Annotated in this window: 12 protein-coding genes; 7 read left to right on the forward strand and 5 right to left on the reverse strand. The window is 58.9% G+C overall.

Features of this window, described 5'->3' with window-relative positions:
• The first annotated feature begins 66 nt into the window (after positions 1 to 66).
• From AC1RPZ_RS02810 to AC1RPZ_RS02820, 3 genes are all read left to right on the forward strand, one after another.
• Complete coding sequence (locus AC1RPZ_RS02810; RefSeq protein WP_493134602.1) at positions 67 to 867, forward strand: endonuclease/exonuclease/phosphatase family protein; 801 nt, start codon at positions 67 to 69, stop codon at positions 865 to 867.
• Positions 868 to 1,187: 320 nt separating this feature from the next.
• A complete protein-coding gene (locus tag AC1RPZ_RS02815; RefSeq protein WP_493134605.1) occupies positions 1,188 to 2,252 on the forward strand; it encodes an autotransporter domain-containing protein in 1,065 nt (354 codons plus the stop codon).
• 94 nt (positions 2,253 to 2,346) lie between these two features.
• On the forward strand, positions 2,347 to 5,235 hold the full coding sequence (locus AC1RPZ_RS02820; protein ID WP_493134607.1) for an RHS repeat domain-containing protein: 2,889 nt from the start codon (positions 2,347 to 2,349) through the stop codon (positions 5,233 to 5,235).
• 78 nt (positions 5,236 to 5,313) lie between these two features.
• Here AC1RPZ_RS02820 and glgB read toward each other — a convergent pair whose 3' ends face one another.
• Genes glgB through AC1RPZ_RS02835 form a run of 3 tightly spaced genes read right to left on the reverse strand, consistent with a single transcriptional unit; the run spans position 5,314 to position 12,904 of the window.
• The gene (glgB, locus tag AC1RPZ_RS02825) at positions 5,314 to 7,533 is read right to left on the reverse strand and encodes a 1,4-alpha-glucan branching protein GlgB (RefSeq protein WP_493134609.1); all 2,220 of its coding nucleotides are present in this window, start codon (positions 7,531 to 7,533) and stop codon (positions 5,314 to 5,316) included.
• Positions 7,530 to 10,871: a maltose alpha-D-glucosyltransferase gene (treS, locus tag AC1RPZ_RS02830; RefSeq protein WP_493134611.1), complete on the reverse strand. Its 3,342-nt coding sequence runs from the start codon at positions 10,869 to 10,871 to the stop codon at positions 7,530 to 7,532. The genes glgB and treS overlap by 4 nt, the downstream gene beginning before the upstream one ends.
• A 38-nt stretch (positions 10,872 to 10,909) precedes the next feature.
• Positions 10,910 to 12,904: an alpha-1,4-glucan--maltose-1-phosphate maltosyltransferase gene (locus AC1RPZ_RS02835; RefSeq protein WP_493134614.1), complete on the reverse strand. Its 1,995-nt coding sequence runs from the start codon at positions 12,902 to 12,904 to the stop codon at positions 10,910 to 10,912.
• Positions 12,905 to 13,093: 189 nt separating this feature from the next.
• On the opposite strand from AC1RPZ_RS02835, the gene AC1RPZ_RS02840 reads away from it, so the two are divergent.
• From AC1RPZ_RS02840 to mapR, 4 genes are all read left to right on the forward strand, one after another.
• Positions 13,094 to 13,285, forward strand: a complete 192-nt coding sequence (locus AC1RPZ_RS02840; protein ID WP_493134616.1) for a hypothetical protein — start codon at positions 13,094 to 13,096, stop codon at positions 13,283 to 13,285.
• Between the two features lie 763 nt (positions 13,286 to 14,048).
• On the forward strand, positions 14,049 to 14,282 hold the full coding sequence (locus tag AC1RPZ_RS02845) for a DUF3203 family protein (RefSeq protein ID WP_493134618.1): 234 nt from the start codon (positions 14,049 to 14,051) through the stop codon (positions 14,280 to 14,282).
• 195 nt (positions 14,283 to 14,477) lie between these two features.
• Positions 14,478 to 15,890: a cytochrome c oxidase accessory protein CcoG gene (gene ccoG, locus AC1RPZ_RS02850; RefSeq protein ID WP_493134620.1), complete on the forward strand. Its 1,413-nt coding sequence runs from the start codon at positions 14,478 to 14,480 to the stop codon at positions 15,888 to 15,890.
• 54 nt (positions 15,891 to 15,944) lie between these two features.
• On the forward strand, positions 15,945 to 17,354 hold the full coding sequence (gene mapR / locus AC1RPZ_RS02855) for a GntR family transcriptional regulator MpaR (RefSeq protein WP_493134622.1): 1,410 nt from the start codon (positions 15,945 to 15,947) through the stop codon (positions 17,352 to 17,354).
• Between the two features lie 77 nt (positions 17,355 to 17,431).
• Here mapR and AC1RPZ_RS02860 read toward each other — a convergent pair whose 3' ends face one another.
• Together AC1RPZ_RS02860 and AC1RPZ_RS02865 are read right to left on the reverse strand one after the other, a co-directional pair.
• Positions 17,432 to 18,178 carry an SDR family oxidoreductase gene (locus AC1RPZ_RS02860; RefSeq protein ID WP_493134624.1) on the reverse strand — a complete coding sequence of 249 codons (747 nt, stop codon included), beginning with the start codon at positions 18,176 to 18,178 and terminating at the stop codon, positions 17,432 to 17,434.
• 88 nt (positions 18,179 to 18,266) lie between these two features.
• The gene (locus tag AC1RPZ_RS02865; protein ID WP_493134626.1) at positions 18,267 to 20,348 is read right to left on the reverse strand and encodes a putative bifunctional diguanylate cyclase/phosphodiesterase; all 2,082 of its coding nucleotides are present in this window, start codon (positions 20,346 to 20,348) and stop codon (positions 18,267 to 18,269) included.
• Positions 20,349 to 20,545 lie beyond the last annotated feature (197 nt).

Genomic DNA, 20,545 nt, shown 5'->3' on the forward strand with positions numbered 1-20,545 from the left:
AAAACTCTGAACTGCCGGCCAATGCATCAGTCGCATAGATAACCCGCCCGATTCAGTGGAGAGAACGTGAGCCCCGATTCAGAACGGCACGCCGCCCATCCAGCCTCGATGAATACGCCGCCAGCCGTTCATCGTCTCAGGGTTCTGACGGTCAATGCCCACAAGGGCTTCACGGCCCTCAACCGGCGTTTCATTCTTCCGGAACTGCGTGAAGCCGTGCGCAGCACCTCTGCCGATCTGGTGTTTTTGCAGGAAGTGCTCGGCGAACATGATCGCCATGCCATGCGCCATAACCATTGGCCGCAGACCTCGCAATACGAGTTCCTCGCCGACAGCATGTGGAGCGACTTCGCCTACGGCCGCAACGCGGTGTATCCCGATGGCCATCACGGCAATGCGCTGCTGTCCAAATACCCGATCCGCCACTATCGCAACCTCGATGTCTCCATCACCGGGCCCGAGCGCCGTGGGTTGCTGCACTGCGTGCTCGATGTACCGGGGCACGCCGAAGTACACGCGATCTGTGTCCACCTGAGTCTGCTGGAAAGCCATCGCCAATTGCAGCTGGCCCTGCTCTGTCAACTGATCGAGTCGCTGCCCGACGATGCCCCCGTGATCATCGCTGGCGACTTCAATGACTGGCAACTTCAAGGCAACGCCATGCTCGCGCAACGCGACGATCTGCACGAAGCTTTCGAGCGCCATCACGGACGCCCGGCCAAAACCTACCCAGCGCGCTTTCCACTGCTGCGCCTGGACCGCATCTACCTGCGCAATGCCAGCAGTCACGAGCCGAAGATTCTGGGAAACAAGCCATGGACCCACCTCTCCGACCATTTGCCGCTGGCGGTTGAAGTGCATTTTTAAGGCCTTTGCTGCCAGAAAAAATCTCTGATTTGACGTCAAAAAGACGATTCCCCAGATAAACAACGACTTAGATAATCACCAATAATCAGTTAGTTGCAGAGCCTAATTTAATCATACCGCTCATCGTTCAATTTCTTGACGCAATGCCAGCGATCTTCTTAGCTAAACCGTACTACCCCCGGAATTACCTCCTGGGGCAAGCCTCGGGAACCCGCTGCAGCGGGCCGCCGGGTTTTGCCTCAATGAAATCGGTCGCCCCTCATTCGGGGTAGGAGAGACGCCAAATAGAGATATGGCACGCGATTGCAAGGTAGATGTCCATGAATACCTCCTTCATCCAACACGAGATCAAAGTCACTCTGTACACCGTTTCCACTTCGCTGCTGCTGTGCACGTCCATGGAGATTCAGGCGTCGTCTGTCGAGGACGAGGCGATCCCCTGGTATCAGCAAGATGTCCCAGAGTTCACCCTACCGACACCCAATGCGATTAACAGCATCCGCTTCATCCGAGATCCCGGCCTTGATAACCAGTTGCTGACGGTCGAGCAAACCGCTCCTTCAGCCTGGGATCGGGTTTACGGCCAACCCGCCAGGAACGCCGAACGCGATGTCCTCAACTCACAGTATTCCGGCATGACCGGTGCCGAAGTCAAAGGCCCGGCGGTGCTTACCCTGCAAAGTAACGGCGACAGCACTCAGCGCGTGGGTCTGGTGGGCGGTACAAACCAGTTTCAGAGCAACGGCAATGGCCTGTTGATCGGCCCTGCCATCGTCGACCCGAACAACACCCTCAACGTGCAAGGCCCCAACCTTGGCGCCTATTGGAGCCTGACCGGCACAAACGGCTGGCATGTGGATTTGACCGCCAGCGGTGGGCGGGTCAATGGCTACAGCCGCAATGATCAGGGTCAGCGGCAAGTCGCTGAGGGCAGCGCAATGACCCTCTCGGTGGAAGGTGGATTCCCCATCGGTATCAGCGACAACTGGGTAATCGAACCCCAGGCGCAGTTGATCAACCAGCGTATTAGCCTGGACACCCCGTATGCCGGCAGCGGCAATGCCTCATCCAGCGACTTGACGTCCTGGAGCGGCCGGGTCGGTGCAAGCTTGAAAGGCAGTTATGACATCAAGGGCCTGCCGGTCGAACCCTATGTCCGTACCGACTTCTGGCACACGGTCAATACCAGCGACACCGTGACCCTCGGTCAGGTCGACAAGCTCAGCAGCAGCCGAAACTCATCCTCGGTCGAACTGGGACTGGGATTGGTGGCCAGAGTCACGCCCGCCGTCAGCCTGTATGTCAGCGGCGATTACAGCAGCGCGACTGTCAACAACGATTTGAATGGGTTGATGGGCAGTATTGGAGTGCGGATGCGCTGGTGAAAAAACCGACGCTACCTGTTAGTTCTTACAGTATCCAAACTCCCGGAGGTCAGGCAGTGTGATCAGCCGTTCACCTTGATAAAGGCCATCACGGATGACAACGCGCGCTTTGGCTCATGCCGACGCTGCAACGCCAACCATTCTGGTATCGGACCCACGTGGCCTGGCGCTCAGGACCGTGCAGTTCCATCGGCGTCGGGTGGCCGATGCCCTTGAAACGCGGGTCACGCATCAACGGTACGACGCCGGTGGCCGCCCGGTGGCCAGTCGTGATCCGTATTTGTTTGCCCTGGCCCAGGCCAATGAGTCGGTGCCGGTCAACCTGAGTCAGGTCTTCAGCCTGTCCGGCGCTCTGTTGTCGAGTGACAGTGTGGACGCCGGATGGCGTATTGCCTTGCAGACCGCCGCGGGTCAGGTCGTGGAGCGCTGGGACAGCCGTGGCAGCCATTCATTGGTCGAATACGACGAACTGCTGCGCCCGGTGGCGGTGCATGAACGTGGTCGGGAGGTCGCCGAGCACACCCTAGAGCGTTTTACCTATGCCGGTGCCGATGAGGACGCCGTCACGCACAATCTGTGTGGCCAACTGATTCGCCATGATGACCCGGCCGGCACCCTGCACCTGCTCGACCTGGGGCTGGGCGGCGCCCCGCTGCAACAGCGGCGACATTTTTTACTCGGTACCGACGCGCCCAACTGGCCGACCGATGTAGCCGAGCGGGACGCCCTGCTCGAAACTGGGGACGGCGCAACCACCTGGAATAGCTACTCGCCCACCGCCGAACCGCTGAGTCAGACCGACGCACTGGGCAACCTTCAAGCCTTCGCCTACACCGTCGCCGGTGGGCTGAAAAACACTCGACTGAGACTGGCCGGTGACGGACAGGTCGAGAAGATTCTGGTGAGCGATATCCACTACAACGTCTTCGACCAGGTCGATGCGGAAACTGCCGGCAACGGCGTGATCACCCGTCACCGCTACGATCCCGCCAACAGCCGCTTGACCGGTCTCAGCGCGCATAAAGCCGATGGCACGCCACTGCAAGACCTGACCTACACCTACGACCCGGTCGGTAACGTGCAGAGCATCGAAGACGCCGCGCAACCGATCCGCTACTTCAACAACCAGCGCATCGAGCCGATCAAGACGTACCGCTACGACACGCTCTACCAACTGATCGAAGCCACAGGGTGGGAGGCCAGCACCGGCCGAGGTGGCCCTGCGTTGCCGGACTTGCAACCCTTGCCACCCGACCCCAACCAGACCGCCAACTACACCCAGACCTATCACTACGACCCAGCCGGAAACCTGCTGGATCTGGTGCATGTCGGCGCGCAGGCCCACGGCCGCACCTTGACCCGCGCCCGCTACAGTAATCGCTGCCTGCCCGAACGAGAGGACCGCCCACCGACCGAGGACGAACTGGCCGCCGGCTTCGATGCCAACGGCAACCTGTGCGAGCTCCAAGCGGGGCAATATCTGAGCTGGGATCTGCGCAATCAGCTACAGCAAGTGCGCCCGGTGGTGCGCGAAGACGCGGCGGACGACTGCGAATGCTACATCTACGACGGCGGCGGCCAACGCCTGCGCAAGGTTCGCACCAGCCAGACCAACGCCCGCACGCTCATCAGCGAGGTGCGTTACCTGCCCGGCCTGGAAATTCGCAGCCACAGTGGCACCGGTGAAATCCTCCACGTCATCAGCGCTTCCGCCGGCAGCAACAGCGTGCAAGTGCTGCACTGGGTCGCCAAACAACCCGATGACATCCCTAACGATCAGATGCGCTACAGCCTCAACGACCATTTGAAATCCAGCACGCTGGAACTGGACCAACAGGCCAACCTGATCAGCCAGGAAAGCTATTACCCGTTCGGGGGCACCGCGTGTTGGGCGGGTCGATCCGCGACCGAGGCCAAGTACAAAACCGTGCGCTATTCCGGCAAGGAGCGAGATGCGACAGGGCTTTATTACTATGGGTTCCGGTATTACGCGCCGTGGTTGCAGCGCTGGATCAATCCGGACCCGGCGGGGGCGATTGATGGGCTCAATTTTTTTCGGATGGTGAGAAACAATCCCATTGCGCTATTTGACTCTAATGGATTGTCGCCACACGGCGACTTGGCAAGAGCGATGATGGCATCCAAAAGTTTTAACGAATACTATAAAGAAAATCCAAAACGGGCACTTGAGGCAATGTCTGATACGTACCTGGAGAATGGATATAACCCGGATATTGTTGCGAAGGCTATAAAACGAGTTCAGAAAACAATGACTGCCAGCGATGCTGTTTTGGCAAAAGCAATGACTAATCTCGCAGTTGCCGAAAAACAAAAGCCTCTCCCCAAACCCTTGCAAGAATACTCTTACATGAAAGAATTTAAAGCCATTTACTCAACAAACGTCGGATCCGCAGCAATCAATGGCGCCATGCGAGCAGGAACCCAAATCCTCCTTAGCAAAACAGCAGTCATTAGAGAACTAAACGATAGATTTGGGGATGAAAAGTTTTCCGGAAAATCAGGCCAAGAGGCAGCATCCTGGATTAAAACTATAGCAGGCGGCCTTAACTTATATAACACCGAACAGATAAGCCATCAGCTATACCTTCAATCCAACACAACAACAAACACATATTTTCGGGGGCAAGGTATAACCAAGTCAGGAATAGATAAGTTCATTTCGGCCAAAGACAATAAAACCATCCTTCACTCCAATAGCTTTCTTTCAGTGGCCAAGACCAAAAGCGTAGCCGAAGGCTTTATGCATGGAGAAAATCCACTTTTCATGACGATAGAGGGATTCAGCGCCGCAAATGTCGTCACAGAATACTCCGCCCTCGGTGAAAAAGACCTGGTATTTACCCCGCATGCGGACTTTGAAGTCACTGCCGTCGGGACAAGAGAAAACAACCAAAACCAGTACCACGTTAAACTTAGGGAAGTCAGAGCTCATCGTGGCAATCGAACTGCAATGCCCTATTAGAAACTATAACCAGAAAGTGGAGTGTGGAATGGATCACCCGCCACACTCCAGCGTCCCTATAACCGCGTGATTAACACTTCAACCCTCCGGCCGCAAAATCAACACCGCCAACGGCGGCAAATTCAACACCAGCGACAACGCCTGGCCATGACTGCCTTCCTCTTCGGTAAACACACCGCCGCCATTACCGTAATTGGAGCCGGCATAGATCCCTGCGTCACTGTTGAGCACCTCACTCCAGCGCCCGGCGAATGGCACGCCAACCCGATAGGCCGGACGCGGCACCGGCGTGAAGTTCGCCACCACCAGCACCGGCCGTCCTTCCTTGCTCCAGCGCAGCCAGGCATAGACGCTGTTGATTGCATCGTCACCGATCAGCCACTGGAAGCCTTGCGGCACATCGTCTTGCTCGTGCAGTGCCGGCTCTTCGCGGTAGAGCTGATTGAGGTCAGTCACCAGTTTTTGCACGCCACGGTGTTCCGGATATTGCAGCAAGTACCAGTCCAGCTGCTGATCGTGATTCCACTCGCGCCACTGGCCGAACTCACAGCCCATGAACAGCAGTTTCTTGCCTGGATGCGCCCACATGAAACTCAGGTAAGCCCGTAAGTTCGCGAACTTCTGCCAGCGATCGCCGGGCATCTTGTCGATCAGCGAATGTTTGCCGTGCACCACTTCGTCGTGGGAAATCGGCAGGATGAAGCGCTCGGACCAGGCGTAAACCAGACCAAAGCTCAGTTCGTTGTGATGATGGGCGCGGTAGACCGGGTCCTGCTGAATGTAGTGCAGCGAATCGTGCATCCAGCCCATGTTCCATTTGTAGTCGAAACCCAACCCGCCTTGCTGCGTACCCTGGCTGACACCCGGCCAGGCCGTGGATTCCTCGGCAATCACCAAGGCGCCGGGGGCTTCAAGGTCGATCACATCGTTGAGGTGGCGGACAAAGTCGATGGCTTCGAGGTTCTCCCGACCGCCATGGCGATTGGGCACCCACTCGCCGGCCTTGCGTGAATAGTCGCGATACAGCATCGAGGCCACCGCATCGACCCGCAGCCCATCGACGTGGAAATGCTTGAGCCAGTGCAATGCCGACGCCAGCATGAAGCCATGCACTTCGGTACGTCCGAGGTTGTAAATCAGCGTGTCCCAATCCTGGTGAAAGCCTTCCAGCGGGTTGCCGTACTCGTACAGCGCGGTGCCGTCGAACTGCGCCAGGCCATGGGTGTCGGTGGGAAAATGCGCCGGCACCCAATCGAGGATCACCCCGATGTCGGCCAGGTGGCAGGCGTTGACAAACGCGGCAAAGTCACTCGGCGAGCCGTAACGGGCGCTCGGCGCGAATTGCGACAGCGGCTGATACCCCCAGGAACCGCCGAACGGGTGCTCCATGATCGGCATCAGTTCGATATGGGTGAAGCCGAGTTTCTGCACATAAGGGATCAGATGCTCCGCCAACTCGCCCCAGTGGTATTGGCGCGCCACTTCACCGACGTCGTCCACCTCACACTGCCACGAGCCAGCATGCAATTCATAGATCGACAGCGGCGCGCTCGGGCGATGGCGCTCACCGCGTGATTGCATCCAGTCCTGATCCTGCCAGGCAATGCTCAACGGTGAGGCGACTTTCGAGGCGGTGTCCGGCGGCAGCTGTGTCGCCAGTGCCACGGGGTCAGCCTTGAGCGGCAGAATCCCGTGGGCACCGAGAATTTCGTACTTGTACGCTTCACCGGCCTGCAAGCGCGGGACAAACAACTCCCAGACCCCGGACGGATGACGCAACCGCATCGGATGACGGCGACCATCCCAACTATTGAAATCACCCACCACCGAAACCCGCCGGGCATTCGGCGCCCACACCGCAAAGCGCACGCCGTCGACGCCATCCACGCTCTTCAACTGCGCGCCCAGGCACGCACTCAGATCCCGATGATTGCCCTCGGCGAACAGATACAAATCCATCTCGCCCAACAACGGACCGAAGCTGTAAGGATCCTCTGCAGTTTGCTCACCGCCGGCCCAACGGGTGCGCAACAAATAAGCCTGTGCCCGATCGAAATGCGCGGCAAACAACCCCGGCACCTCGGTAGCGTTCAAGCTGCCGAGCTCTTCGCCGGAGTCACGGGCGATCACGTCCACACTCAAGGCATCCGGCAGGTAAGCGCGAATGAACTGACCGCCCACCCCGTCCGTGTGGGGTCCGAGTATCGCGAACGGATCCTGGTGCTCGGCACGCACCAGCGCTTCAATGTCTCGCGCCGTCGGCAGCAGCGCTTGTTTCTCATGTCCCCGATCCTTCATGACTGCTCTCCAACTACATAGGAAAAGGGTTTGAGTCCACTCAACAACCCATACAAACCGTGCAATGGCACGGGCAACCAGGTGGGACGATTTTCAGCTTCATACACCACTTCATAGGCCGCCTTCTCCAGACTGAACAACGCCAGCGCGGCGTCTTCGGCATTCGGGTCTTGCCATGCATGAGCAAGACTAGCTGTTGCCTGCCGATACGCCTGAACAAACGCTACCGTGGCCTCACGCAAATAACGTTCCGTCACCCGCTGCCGTGCCGCCAGCGTCTGCGCGGTGCCATCAACCCCCTGCCCGTTCAGCGCCATCGCCGCCGCGTAATCGAACGAGCGCAGTACGCCGCTCACATCCTTGTACGGACTGTGTTTACCCCTTCGCTCATGCAATGGCCGCGCCGGTTCACCTTCGAAATCGATCAGATAGGCATCGCCCTTGATCACCAGTATCTGGCCCAGGTGTAAATCACCGTGGACGCGCATCTGCAATCCGCCCACCGCTTTTTCCGCCAGCTCCTGAAGGTACTTGAGGATAGTTTTTTTCTGCTCCAGCAAACGCACCACCAACACCTGATCCCCCGGGCTCAGCCCGGCCTGATGCTGTTTAAGCAACTGCAAGGCATGCTCCAGTTGTGCGCCAATCGCTTTCGCCGACGCCAGCTGATCCTTATGCGTGGAGACCCGCGAAGCAAACGCCGGGTTGTCATTGGGCGCCGCCAAAAGCACGTGCATTTCCCCAAGGCGTTGACCGAGCATGCCAGCGAAATCTTTCAATTCACCGAGCGCGTTGTAATGCTGTTCCTGCTCGGACATCGCCTCGGCCAACTCATCGCGAATCGCCCGTTCAAGGTTGTTCTGGGTCCATTCCCAGGCATCGCCCTGATTGCTCAGATAACCTTGGGCAATCATCAACAGAGTGTCCTCGCCTTGCCCATCGCGGCGAATCACCGAGCCGAGCAACGGTGAAATATGCTCGAATCCAGCAGCCGTCAGGTAAGCGCCCATCTCCAGTTCCGGGTGCACGCCGCTGGCGACTTTGCGGATCAACTTGAGTACCAGGCTGCCGCCGACGACCACGGAGCTGTTGGATTGTTCGGCCGACAGGTAGCGCACGTCGCAGTCAGCAGCCAGGCCGAGGTTCACCAGCTCGGCGGTCGGCTCGAAACGAATCTCGCCGTCGCTTGCGGCCAACACCGTGTGTGTCTGCATCGCCTGCAACACCGCGCGAATAAACGTGTCGAGACTGAACGCGTCCGTCACCAATCCCACCTGCCCCCCACGCCGCACCCGTGCCAGCGCCAACTGCTGCGGCAAGGCGGCGCCCACCTGGTCTTCCGCCAGAAATCCGAACGGCAGCTGGTAACGGCTGGTCTGACCGTCGCTGACCACCTCGATTTCGCTGAACAGCACCGGATGCAGCGGATCACCAAAACGCACGCCGTAAACAATGTGCACCGTTTCGATACTGGAGTCTTTGCCAGCGAACCAGCGTCGGTTGTGCAGCCAGCTCGGCAGCGCACTTTGCTCCAGAAGGGTGCGAGACGGTGCTTCGAGCAGCTCTTCCATGCGCTTTTTTAGTACCAGGGTGGTGAAGTCCGGCAGGCTTTGCGCGGGTTCAACGTGCCAGCTTGGCATCTGGTTTTCCGCCGCCAGCACAAACCAATAGAAACCATACGGCGCCAGGGTCAGCAGAAAGTTAAGTTGGCCAATCGGCGGGAAAGCGTTACCGCCGAGCATTTCCACAGGAACCATGCCGGCGAAAGCCGAAAGGTCCAGCTCTGCCGCCTGGGCACTGCGCGAGACGTTGGCCACGCAAAGGATGATTTCGTGTTTGCCGTCGTCACTGGTGTACTCCCGCGTATAAGCGAGAATCCGCCGGTTGCTCGGCGAGAGCATTTTCAAGGTGCCGCGGCCGAACGCCTTGGACTGTTTACGGATCGCCAGCATGCGCCGGGTCCAGTTCAGCAGTGAATGCGGATCGCCAGCCTGGGTTTCGACGTTCACCGACAGGTAACCGTAGAGCGGGTCCATGATCGGCGGCAGCACCAGACTCGCCGGGTCGGCGCGGGAGAAACCGCCGTTACGGTCGATCGACCACTGCATCGGCGTACGCACGCCATCGCGGTCACCGAGATAGATGTTGTCGCCCATGCCGATTTCGTCGCCGTAGTACAGAGTCGGCGTCCCCGGCATCGACAGCAGCAGGCTGTTGAGCAGCTCGACGCGACGCCGATCACGCTCCATCAGCGGTGCCAGGCGCCGGCGAATGCCGAGGTTGATTCGCGCACGGCGGTCGGCCGCGTAGTAGTTCCACAGGTAATCGCGCTCCTTGTCGGTGACCATCTCCAGGGTCAGCTCATCATGGTTGCGCAGGAAAATCGCCCATTGGCAGTTGGCCGGGATCTCCGGCGTCTGGCGCAGGATATCGGTGATCGGAAAACGGTCTTCCTGGGCCAGCGCCATGTACATGCGCGGCATCAGCGGGAAGTGAAAGGCCATGTGGCATTCGTCGCCGTCATTACTGTGGGCCTGACCGAAGTACTGTTGAGTATCTTCCGGCCACTGATTGGCCTCGGCCAGCAGCATGCGGTCCGGATAATGGGCATCGATCTCGGCGCGAATCCGCTTGAGCACGTCGTGGGTTTCGGGCAGGTTTTCGTTGTTGGTGCCATCACGCTCGATCAGGTAGGGAATCGCATCCAGGCGCAGGCCGTCGATGCCCAGGTCCAGCCAGTAGCGCATCACCGAAAGCACCGCTTTCATGACCTGCGGGTTGTCGAAATTCAGGTCGGGCTGATGCGAATAAAAACGGTGCCAGAAGTACTGGCCGGCCACCGGGTCCCAGGTCCAGTTGGATTTTTCGGTGTCGAGAAAAATGATCCGTGTGCCGTCGTACTTTTGATCGTCATCGGACCAGACATAAAAGTCCCGCGCCTTTGATCCTGGCTTGGCCTTGCGCGCGCGCTGGAACCAGGGATGTTGGTCCGAGGTATGGTTGATGACCAACTCGGTGATCACCCGCAACCCGCGCTGGTGGGCCTCGGCAATAAAACGCCTGACGTCGGCCAGGGTCCCGTAATCGCTGTGTACACCCCGGTATTCGGCAATGTCGTAGCCATCATCGCGGCGTGGCGAGGGGTAAAACGGCAGCAGCCAGAGGGTGTTGACGCCCAGATCGGCGATGTAGTCCAGCTTGGCGATCAAACCGGGAAAGTCGCCAATCCCGTCGTTATTGGAGTCGAAATAAGACTTTACGTGAACCTGATAAATCACCGCATCCTTGTACCAGAGCGGGTCGTTGCTGAAGGTGGCTGACCTGGGTTTCTTCGCCATTGGAAACTCCTGAGTACAGTGAGGACCTGTGGGGGCGGCTAAACGGTAATCCGCCAAATCCCGAACGGCTGGTTCCACGGCTCGATGCGCATCCATTGGGTTTTGCCATACCAGGTCCAGCGGTGGCCATTCATCAGGTCCTCACCCTGGGTGGCCGCATCGTCACTCAGGCCCATCTCCCACAGCGGCAATTCGAAATGTGCCTCCTGGGCGTTGAACGGGTCGAGGCTGACCGCCACCAGAATGAAGTTGCTGCCATCGGCACTGCGTTTACCGAAGTACAGAATGTTGTCGTTCCACGCCGTGTAGACCTGCAAACCCAAATGGCTGTGCAGCGCCGGATTCTGTCGGCGGATGCGGTTGAGCTGGGCGATCTCGGCGATGATGTTGCCCGGCGCGTTGAAGTTCCGGACACGTATTTCATACTTCTCGGAGTCGAGGTACTCCTCCTTGCCCGGCACGGGTGCCGACTCGCACAACTCAAACCCCGAATACATGCCCCACAGGCCCGAGCCCATGGTCGCCAGCGCCGCCCGGATCAGAAACCCGGCGCGGCCCGACTCATGGAGAAAAACCGGATTGATGTCGGGTGTATTGACGAAGAAGTTTGGCCGGAAACACTCGCGCCAGGGCGACTGGTTCAGCTCGGTGAGATACGTCGCCAGCTCGTGCTTGGTGTTTCGCCAGGTGAAGTAGGTGTAACTCTGGGAATAGCCGACCTTGCCCAGACGCGCCATCATCGCCGGGGTGGTAAAAGCCTCGGCAAGGAAAATCACCTCGGGATACAGCGCCCGCACATCAGCGATCAACCACTGCCAGAACGGCAAGGGTTTGGTGTGCGGATTGTCGACGCGAAAAATCTTCACCCCCTCCTCGACCCAGCCAACCACGATGTCCCGCAGTGCAAGCCACAGGCTGGGGATCGCCTCGCTGGCATAGAAGTCGACGTTGACGATGTCCTGGTATTTCTTCGGTGGGTTCTCGGAGTATTTGATGGTGCCGTCCGGCCGCCAGTTGAACCAGCCCGGATGCTGCGCAAGCCACGGGTGATCCTGGGAACATTGAATGGCGAAATCCAGGGCGATCTCCAACCCATGCGCGGCGGCCGCCGCGACCAGACGACGAAAGTCCTCGCGACTGCCCAACAGCGGATGAATCGCCTCGTGCCCGCCTTCGACACCGCCAATGGCATACGGGCTGCCGAAGTCATCGGGGCCGGCGGTCAGCGCGTTGTTGGGGCCTTTGCGATAGCGGCGACCAATCGGGTGGATCGGCGGAAAGTACAGCACGTCAAAACCCATGTCCTGGATCATCGCCAGACGCGAGTGCACGTCATTGAATGTACCGTGGCGCTTTGGATCGTCGGTGATCGAGCGGGGAAACAGCTCATACCAACTGGCGAACTGCGCACGTTCGCGCTCGACATCCAGCGGGTACTCCGGACTCAGGCTGAGGTAGGGGCGCTGATTGGCCTCGGCCATCAACCCGGCACTGCGCGGGTGCAGAAACAGCGCAACTTGCTCGGTTTCAAGCAGCCCGACCAGTTCATGGTGCAGCGCCGCCAACTGCTCGCTCAACTGACCGTCACTGCGCTCTGCCGCCTGCAATACCAGGGTGCGCCCTTCTTGCAGCTCCAGGCTGACCGGCACGCCCGCGACATGCTTCTTTTCCAGCTCATGACAGAAACTGGCGAACTGATCGATCCAGGCCTCGATGCAAAACCGATACTGCCCAGGCAGTGCGACACTGAACTGGCCTTGCCAAGCGTTATTGCCCAGATCGGTCATCACCTCGCATTGCCAGATCGAGTCGGCCTCGGCACGCCAACGCACGCGCACCGCCAGCGTGTCGTGGCCGTCGGCAAAAACCTTGCTGGTCACCGTCACCGCCTGCCCTTCGATGGCCTTGGCCGCAAACTGGCCGCCATCAATCACCGGCATCGTGTTTTCAATAATAATCCGCGGCAGCAGCAAGGCCTGCGACAGCGGCAGTTGCGGGTTGTAGTGCAGTTCAGTCGGTTTTTCAGTCGTCATCGAGCATCGCCCCTTACGTCCCATGGACGCATTTGTGCTTGATCGTGTGCTGCCTGCATGACGCTACTTAGGTTCCGAGCGCCGGGCCTTGCTAAAAGTTCAGAGAGTTTTTTGCCGGCTCACCGGTGGACGCAAATCGATCCGCCAACAGCCCACCGAGAGAAGCCAAGCACAAAAGAGGCCACACCGTTGAATATCCCGATCTCGCCCGAAACGCCCGATCCGGACATCGCCCCCCTGACCTTGCTACCTGATCAGCCTGAACCTGTTCCCGAACAGGAGCCATCTGAAAGCGTGCATCCGGCGAAAGAACAACCACCTGTCACCCAACCGCCAGTCATCGTTGGACTGTATCCACTGTCAAAACCTGCGATGTGTTGATCTTAGGCGTGATTCATTGCAATCACGATCTATCACCGAACGAATCGCTCCCGTGCCACCACCATGATTAGCGCAAAGACTCTGACCGCTTATCTTTTATTTCCCATATATTTCCATCTCAACAACGCTGCGTCTTAAGAAATGTACTACCCCCCCAAAACCAAACAGAGCCGCAATAACGAATCATTTCAAAAACATCTCCACTCGTAAAAAACGCCACCCTAAATTAGCGCAAGAAAATCCTGAAAGTCAGGTAAACCCTGTCCTACAAGCAGATCACCTAACCATTGACCCAACACAGAAAGCAGGAACATATTGTCTACCAACACCCCATAGAACATAACGTACAGGAAGTGCTAACAATGAAAACCATGTTTTCAAACTCCAAATACTGCTCGCAAACAACGAATGCAGCCTTTAGAGCGCTGACTTCAGCCCAATTGAAAACTGGCCATCCTAGCAATGAATCTCTACAACTATGAATTACTGAACTTCCATGTACGACACCCGACAAACTTAAAGGACAGCCGAAATACACTTTTAAAAGAACTGCATACAACCAGTCACACCCATGGAATCGACTACAACAAACACGAACTAACCTCTACAGAAATAAATCGAGACCCTGCGCCATGTGCGGACGACAACCCGACCTCATCATAGAAGTGCTGTGCCTTCACCGGCGACCGCTAATCGGTTCCACAGAACGATGAGCAGCGCCTGCACCCTAATCTTTTAGATCCCGCAGAGAATGGAGCCCCCCATGACCGTGCGCATCGAAAACCAGGTCTGCTTCTTCATTACCGAGAACCGTGAGGAGATTCGCCTTCCTGCCGATGTCACCATCATCACCGACGCGGACAAAGCCATGTCGGCGGTGGACCTCGACGGCCAGCGCATCTACATCACCGAAGCAGAAGCCGACGCATTAACCGTAGCAGGTGCCACCGATGGTCGCCGGCACCTGAAGGTCACCCGCAGTGATTCGGTGATTTGACTGACGCAGATCACAGACCGCCGCAAACGCCTGTGACAGGCGCTGTTGCCGCGCCTGTCGGGGTGCATCAAGTTGTCGCAGGGGCGGATCAAGCACTCATCTGATCCGCTTTTTAATCCAATACCTGAGTCTGTTATGCAAACAGATCGGTGGTCATAGTTCATCGGCCTGATGGAGGCTGATGAGCGAAAGACCATGAGCGATAGAATCCCCGTCCGATTAGTAGAAACATTCGAGCCTTCGCGTCCAAAGATGAAGGCCAAATCCAGCGACAACCAGATTCATACCCGCAGCTTCACCGGTTTGTTCCGTACCTTGCGCCTGAGCGGTGCGGGCTTTCTGTTCCTGGCGTTTTTCGGCACCGTGTGGCTGAACTGGGGTGGCCGACAGGCTGTGCTCTGGGACTTGTCGGAAAGCAAATTCCACATCTTCGGTGCAACGTTCTGGCCGCAGGACTTCATCCTGCTCTCAGCGCTGCTGATCATTTGCGCCTTCGGCCTGTTCGCGATCACCGTGTTCGCCGGGCGGGTCTGGTGCGGCTACACCTGCCCGCAGAGCTCGTTCACCTGGTTGTTCATGTGGTGCGAAAAGGTCACCGAGGGCGAGCGCAACCAGCGGATCAAGCTGCAAGCCGCACCCTGGGGCCTGAACAAACTGCTGCGTCGCTCGGCCAAGCACACGATGTGGCTGGCCATCAGCGTGCTGACCGGCCTGACGTTTGTCGGCTACTTCACCCCGATTCGCCCGCTGGCCAATGAACTGCTGACCCTGCAAATGGGCGGTGTCAGTCTGTTCTGGGTGCTGTTCTTCACCGGCGCGACCTACATCAACGCCGGCTGGCTGCGTGAAGCGGTGTGCATGCACATGTGCCCGTATGCGCGGTTCCAGAGCGTGATGTTCGACAAAGACACCCTGACCATTTCCTACGACGCCGCCCGTGGCGAAAGCCGTGGTCCGCGCAAACGCGAGGTGAAGCCGGCCGACGTGGGGCTGGGCGATTGCATCGACTGTCACCTGTGCGTGCAGGTCTGCCCGACCGGCATCGACATTCGCGATAGATTGCAGATGGAATGCATCGGCTGCGCGGCGTGTATCGATGCCTGTGATTCGATCATGGACAAAATGGGCTATGCCCGTGGCCTGATCAGCTATACCTCCGAGCATGAATTGCAAGGTGGCAAGACCCACCTGCTGCGGCCTCGGTTGATCGGCTACACCGCGGTGCTGGTGGTGATGATCGGCGCACTGGCGCTGGCCCTGATGGAGCGGCCGATGGTGTCGCTGGACGTGAGCAAGGACCGTGGCCTGTTTCGCGAAAACAGCCAGGGGCAGATCGAAAACATCTATAGCCTCAAAGTCATCAACAAAACCCAGCAGCGGCAGGACTATCGTTTGTCCCTGGTGGACGGCGACGGCTTCCAGTTGCAGGGCAAGACCGAGTTGAACCTGGCGCCGGGAGAGATCGTCGACATACCGGTGTCTGTGGCGATGACCACCGACAAGCCCAGCAGCAGCTCGCAGAAGATCAGTTTCAAGATCACCGACAGCGATGAGCCTCCGGTGAACAGCGTGGCACAGAGCCGTTTTGTTGCACCGCTGAACCGTTGAGCCTTTAAGATGCCAGCCCTGTGTCGCCTGTTTTCCGTCAAATCCGGGACTTAGATGAAACGCTACGAAAAATTCGCCGACGACATTGCTGAACTGATCCGCTCCGGGGTGCTCGGCCCTGGCCAGCGCGTACCCTCGGTCCGTTATGCCAGCCAGACTTACGGGGTCAGCCCGTCCACCGTGTTTCAGGCCTATTACCTGCTGGAACGTCGCGGGCTGATCCGCGCCCGGCCGCGCTCCGGCTACTTCGTCAACACCCATGCGCCGAGCCCGTTCTCGGAGCCGGTGATCAGCAGCCAGGTCAGCGAGTCCACCGAAGTCGACGTCAGTGAACTGGTGTTCTCGGTCCTCGACTCGATCAAGGACCCGAACACCGTACCCTTCGGCTCGGCCTTCCCCAGCCCGACGCTGTTTCCACTGCAACGCCTGTCACGCTCGCTGGCCAGTGCCGCCAGGGAGATGGACCCACGCATGGTGGTCACCGACATGTCGCCGGGCAATCCACAATTGCGTCGGCAAATCGCCCTGCGCTACATGGTCGGCGGCCTGATGTTGCCCATGGAAGAATTGCTGATCACCAACGGCGCGCTCGAAGCACTGAACCTGTGCCTGCAAGCGGTGACCGAACCCGGCGACCTGGTGGCCATCGAAGCCCCGGCGTTCTACGCCAGCCTGCAGGTGCTTGAACGGCTCAAGCTCAAAGCGGTGGAAATTCCCGTGCACCCGCGTGACGGCATCGACCTCGGCGTGCTCGCGCAAACCCTCGAACGCCACCCGATCAAGGCCTGCTGGTGCATGACCAGTTTCCAGAACCCGATGGGCGCGACCATGCCCGAGGCCAAAAAACAGGAACTGGTGGAGTTGTTGCGCAGCCATCAGGTGCCGCTGATCGAAGACGACGTCTACGCCGAACTCTATTACGGCCAGCAAGCGCCGAAACCGGCCAAAGCCTTCGACACCGAAGGGCTGGTGATGCACTGCGGCTCGTTCGCCAAAAGCCTCGCCCCCGGTTACCGAATCGGCTGGGTTGCCGCCGGGCGCTACGCGCAGAAAATCGAACGCCTGAAGCTGATGACCTCGCTTTGCGCCTCGATGCCGGCCCAGGCGGCGATCGCCGATTACCTGCAACACGGTGGCTACGACCGCCACCTGCGCAAACTGCGCTACGCCCTCGAAGAACAGCAAAGCGCCATGCTCGCGGCCATCGCCCGCTACTTTCCGGCCCAGACCCGCGTCAGCCAACCGGCTGGCGGCTACTTCCTGTGGCTGGAATTGCCGGCACAGATGGATTCGTTGAAGTTGTTCCAGATGGCGTTGGCGCAAGGGATCAGCATTGCGCCGGGGCCGATCTTTTCACCGACCCGGCGCTTTCGAAATTGCATTCGTTTGAACTACGGCAGCCCGTGGACAGAGGATGCCGAGCAGGCGATGGAGACGTTGGGGCGGATTGTGCGGTCGTTCTAAAAGCAAAAGATCGCAGCCTTCGGCAGCTCCTACGGATGTACGCAACGCTGTAGGAGCTGCCGCAGGCTGCGATCTTTTTAACGCCCACCCGCCAGATCGATAAACGTCCCGGTCGCATAAGAAGCCTTGTCCGACAACAACCAGATAATAGCCTCCGCCACTTCCTCCGGGCGGCCGCCACGCGCCATGGGAATCCCCGATTCAAGCTTGCTGACCCGATCCGGGTCACCACTCAAGGCATGGAAGTCGGTGTAGATATAGCCGGGACGTACCGCGTTGACGCGAATGCCTTCGCCGGCGACTTCCTTGGACAGGCCGATGGTGAACGTATCCAGCGCGCCCTTGGAGGCCGCGTAGTCGACGTATTCGCCTGGTGAGCCGAGGCGCGAGGCGACCGAGGACACGTTGACGATGCTGCCGCCCTGCCCACCATGTTTGGGTGACATACGCAACAGTGCATGCTTGGCGCAGAGGATCGGCGCCAGGATGTTGGTTTTCATGACTTTCAGAATGCGGAATTCGGACATTTCATCGACGCGCGACTTTTGTCCGACCGTGCCCGCGTTGTTCACCAGCGCGGTGACTCGGCCCAGCTCGGAGTCGACGCGATGGAACAGGCTGATCACTTCGTCTTCGATGCTGACGTCAGCGCGCACCGCAATCGCCTGGGCGCCGAGCGCACGGACGTGTTCGAGTACGTGTTGCGCGGCCTGTTCGTCGGCCTGGTAGTTGATACAGATTCGATAGCCCTGTTCAGCGGCCAGGAGCGCCGTGGCCGCGCCAATACCGCGACTGCCACCGGTGATGACAATGACTTTGTCCATGCTGATTCCCCCATTCAGACCCGAAGCCTTGCGCCGCAAGAATACCTGTCGGCGTCGAGTTTTGCATGGACGGCGGTCGGTCTGGCGTTCAGCCTGTCGCCAATTGCTCGGCCCGGTGGATGTCGACCATGAACCGTTCGGCCGGTAACGGGTGGCCCAGCAGGTAGCCTTGCAACGAATCACAGCCCAACTGAGTCAGGAAGTCCTGTTGCACATCGGTTTCCACGCCTTCGGCGACGATGCGCAAACCCAATGCCTGCCCGAGGGCGACAATGGCCGAGACGATCGCTGCGTCATCACTGTCGCGCTCCAGGTCGCGGACAAAACCACGGTCGATCTTCAGCTCATTGGCCGGCAGGCGCTTGAGGTACATCAAACTCGAATAGCCGGTGCCAAAGTCGTCGATGGACAGGTCGACGCCCATTTCCGAGAGCTGCGCAAGCACCGTCATGCTCGCGTCGGCATCGCTCATGGCGGTGGTCTCGGTGATTTCCAGGGTCAGGCTGTTGGCAGGTAAACCGTGGGTGGCCAGGGCTGTGGCGACGCTTTGCACCAGCCCGACGTGACAGAACTGCAATGCCGAGAGATTCACCGCAATGCGCCAATGGGTGTAACCCTGTTGGTGCCAGAGGCGCATTTGTCGGCACGCCTCATTGAGCACCCAATCGCCGATCGGGATGATCAGCCCGGTTTTCTCCGCCAGCTCGATGAACTTGTCCGGCAGCAGCATGCCCTGGGTTGGGTGTTCCCAACGCAACAAGGCCTCGGCACCGACGGGCAGACCATTGCTGGCGTCAAACTTGGGTTGGTAGTGCAGGCTGAATTGTTGTTGCTCTACCGCATGACGCAAATCCTGAAGCATTTGCAGTTGCTTGCGGGCGTTGGTATTCATCGAGGCGTCGAAGAAGCTGTAGCCGTTCTTGCCTGCGCCCTTGGCGTGATACATCGCCGCGTCGGCGTTCATCAGCAGTTCTTGCGGGGTCTGTCCGTTGCCAGGGTATACGGCAATGCCAACGCTGGCAGAGATCTGCAAGTCGTGTTCGGCGACCCGGAACGCGCGCGAGATCAAGCCGACCTGACGCGCCGCCAGACGCAAGGCATCGTCGGGTTCGGCGAGCTGCACCAGCAGGACGAATTCATCACCGCCGATTCGCGCCAGCGTGTCCTGGCTGCGCAGCTCCTCGCGCAAACGCACACCGACTTCGCGCAACAACTGATCGCCCATGTGGTGACCGAAGGCATCGTTGACCGGTTTAAAACCGTCCAGATCAATGAACATCAACGCGAAGCAACCACCCTGCTCCTGCACCACATGCATGGCTTGGTCGATGCGATCGGCCAGCAGCACCCGGTTCGGCAATCCGGTCAGGGGGTCGTGCAACGCCAGTTGGGTGAGTTCGCGGTTGGCCAGGGTCAGCGAGTTGGCCAGCTCGGCGGTGCGTGCTTCAAGACGCGCATCGAGGATCGAGGTCAGCAACGCGATGCTCAACACCGCCAGGGTGGTGATCAGCACCAGGTTATCCAGACCCTTGCCACTCAAACCGTCGAGTGCGGCACCACAAAAGCTGCCATCGGCAAAACGCGCTGCCGCCATCCCGGTGTAGTGCATGCCAACAATAGCGAAACCCATGACGACGGCTGCACCGCCACGAGCGAGGCGCACATACGGGGTGTTCTGGCGCAAACGAAAGGCGATCCACAACGCCGCGGCCGAAGCGCCGACCGCGATCACCAACGAGGCGCCAAACAATGTCGGATCGTAATCAATGCCTGGCTGCATGCGCATGGCGGCCATGCCGGTGTAGTGCATGCCGCTGATGCCCGCACCCATGATCAATGCGCCAAACGCCAGTTGCCAGCCCGGCAAACGCGGCTGACTGACCAGCCACAGCGCGAACCCGCAGGACAAAATAGCGATCACCAGCGACAAAAAGGTGATGCCGATATCGTACCCGAGGATCATCGGCAGCCTGAACGCCAGCATGCCAATGAAATGCATCGACCAGACGCCGATACCCATCGCCAACGCGCCACCCGCCGTCCAAAAGTGAACTGCGCGGCCTTTGGCGGTTGCAATGCGTCCGGTCAGGTCCAGGGCGGTATAGGAGGCAAGCATCGCCACGCAAAGGGAGATCAAAACCAGGGCGGGGGAATAGCTACCGATGAGCATCAGAACTTCTCGTGGCCGCCCCGCCGATCTGCGTCCATGCTCGTGGGGGCAAAGTGCGCGATTGTACTGATTCCGACAACGAACGCACTCACAAAGTAACCAAAAGGCCATTAGCGCGACGGACAGTCTGTATCAAGTCGAACACGTCCTTACAGGTGAAATGATTCAGCCGGTTTTCGACCGCGGTCCCCTGCCTA

The organism is Pseudomonas sp. GW822-FHT02D10 (assembly GCF_058802345.1).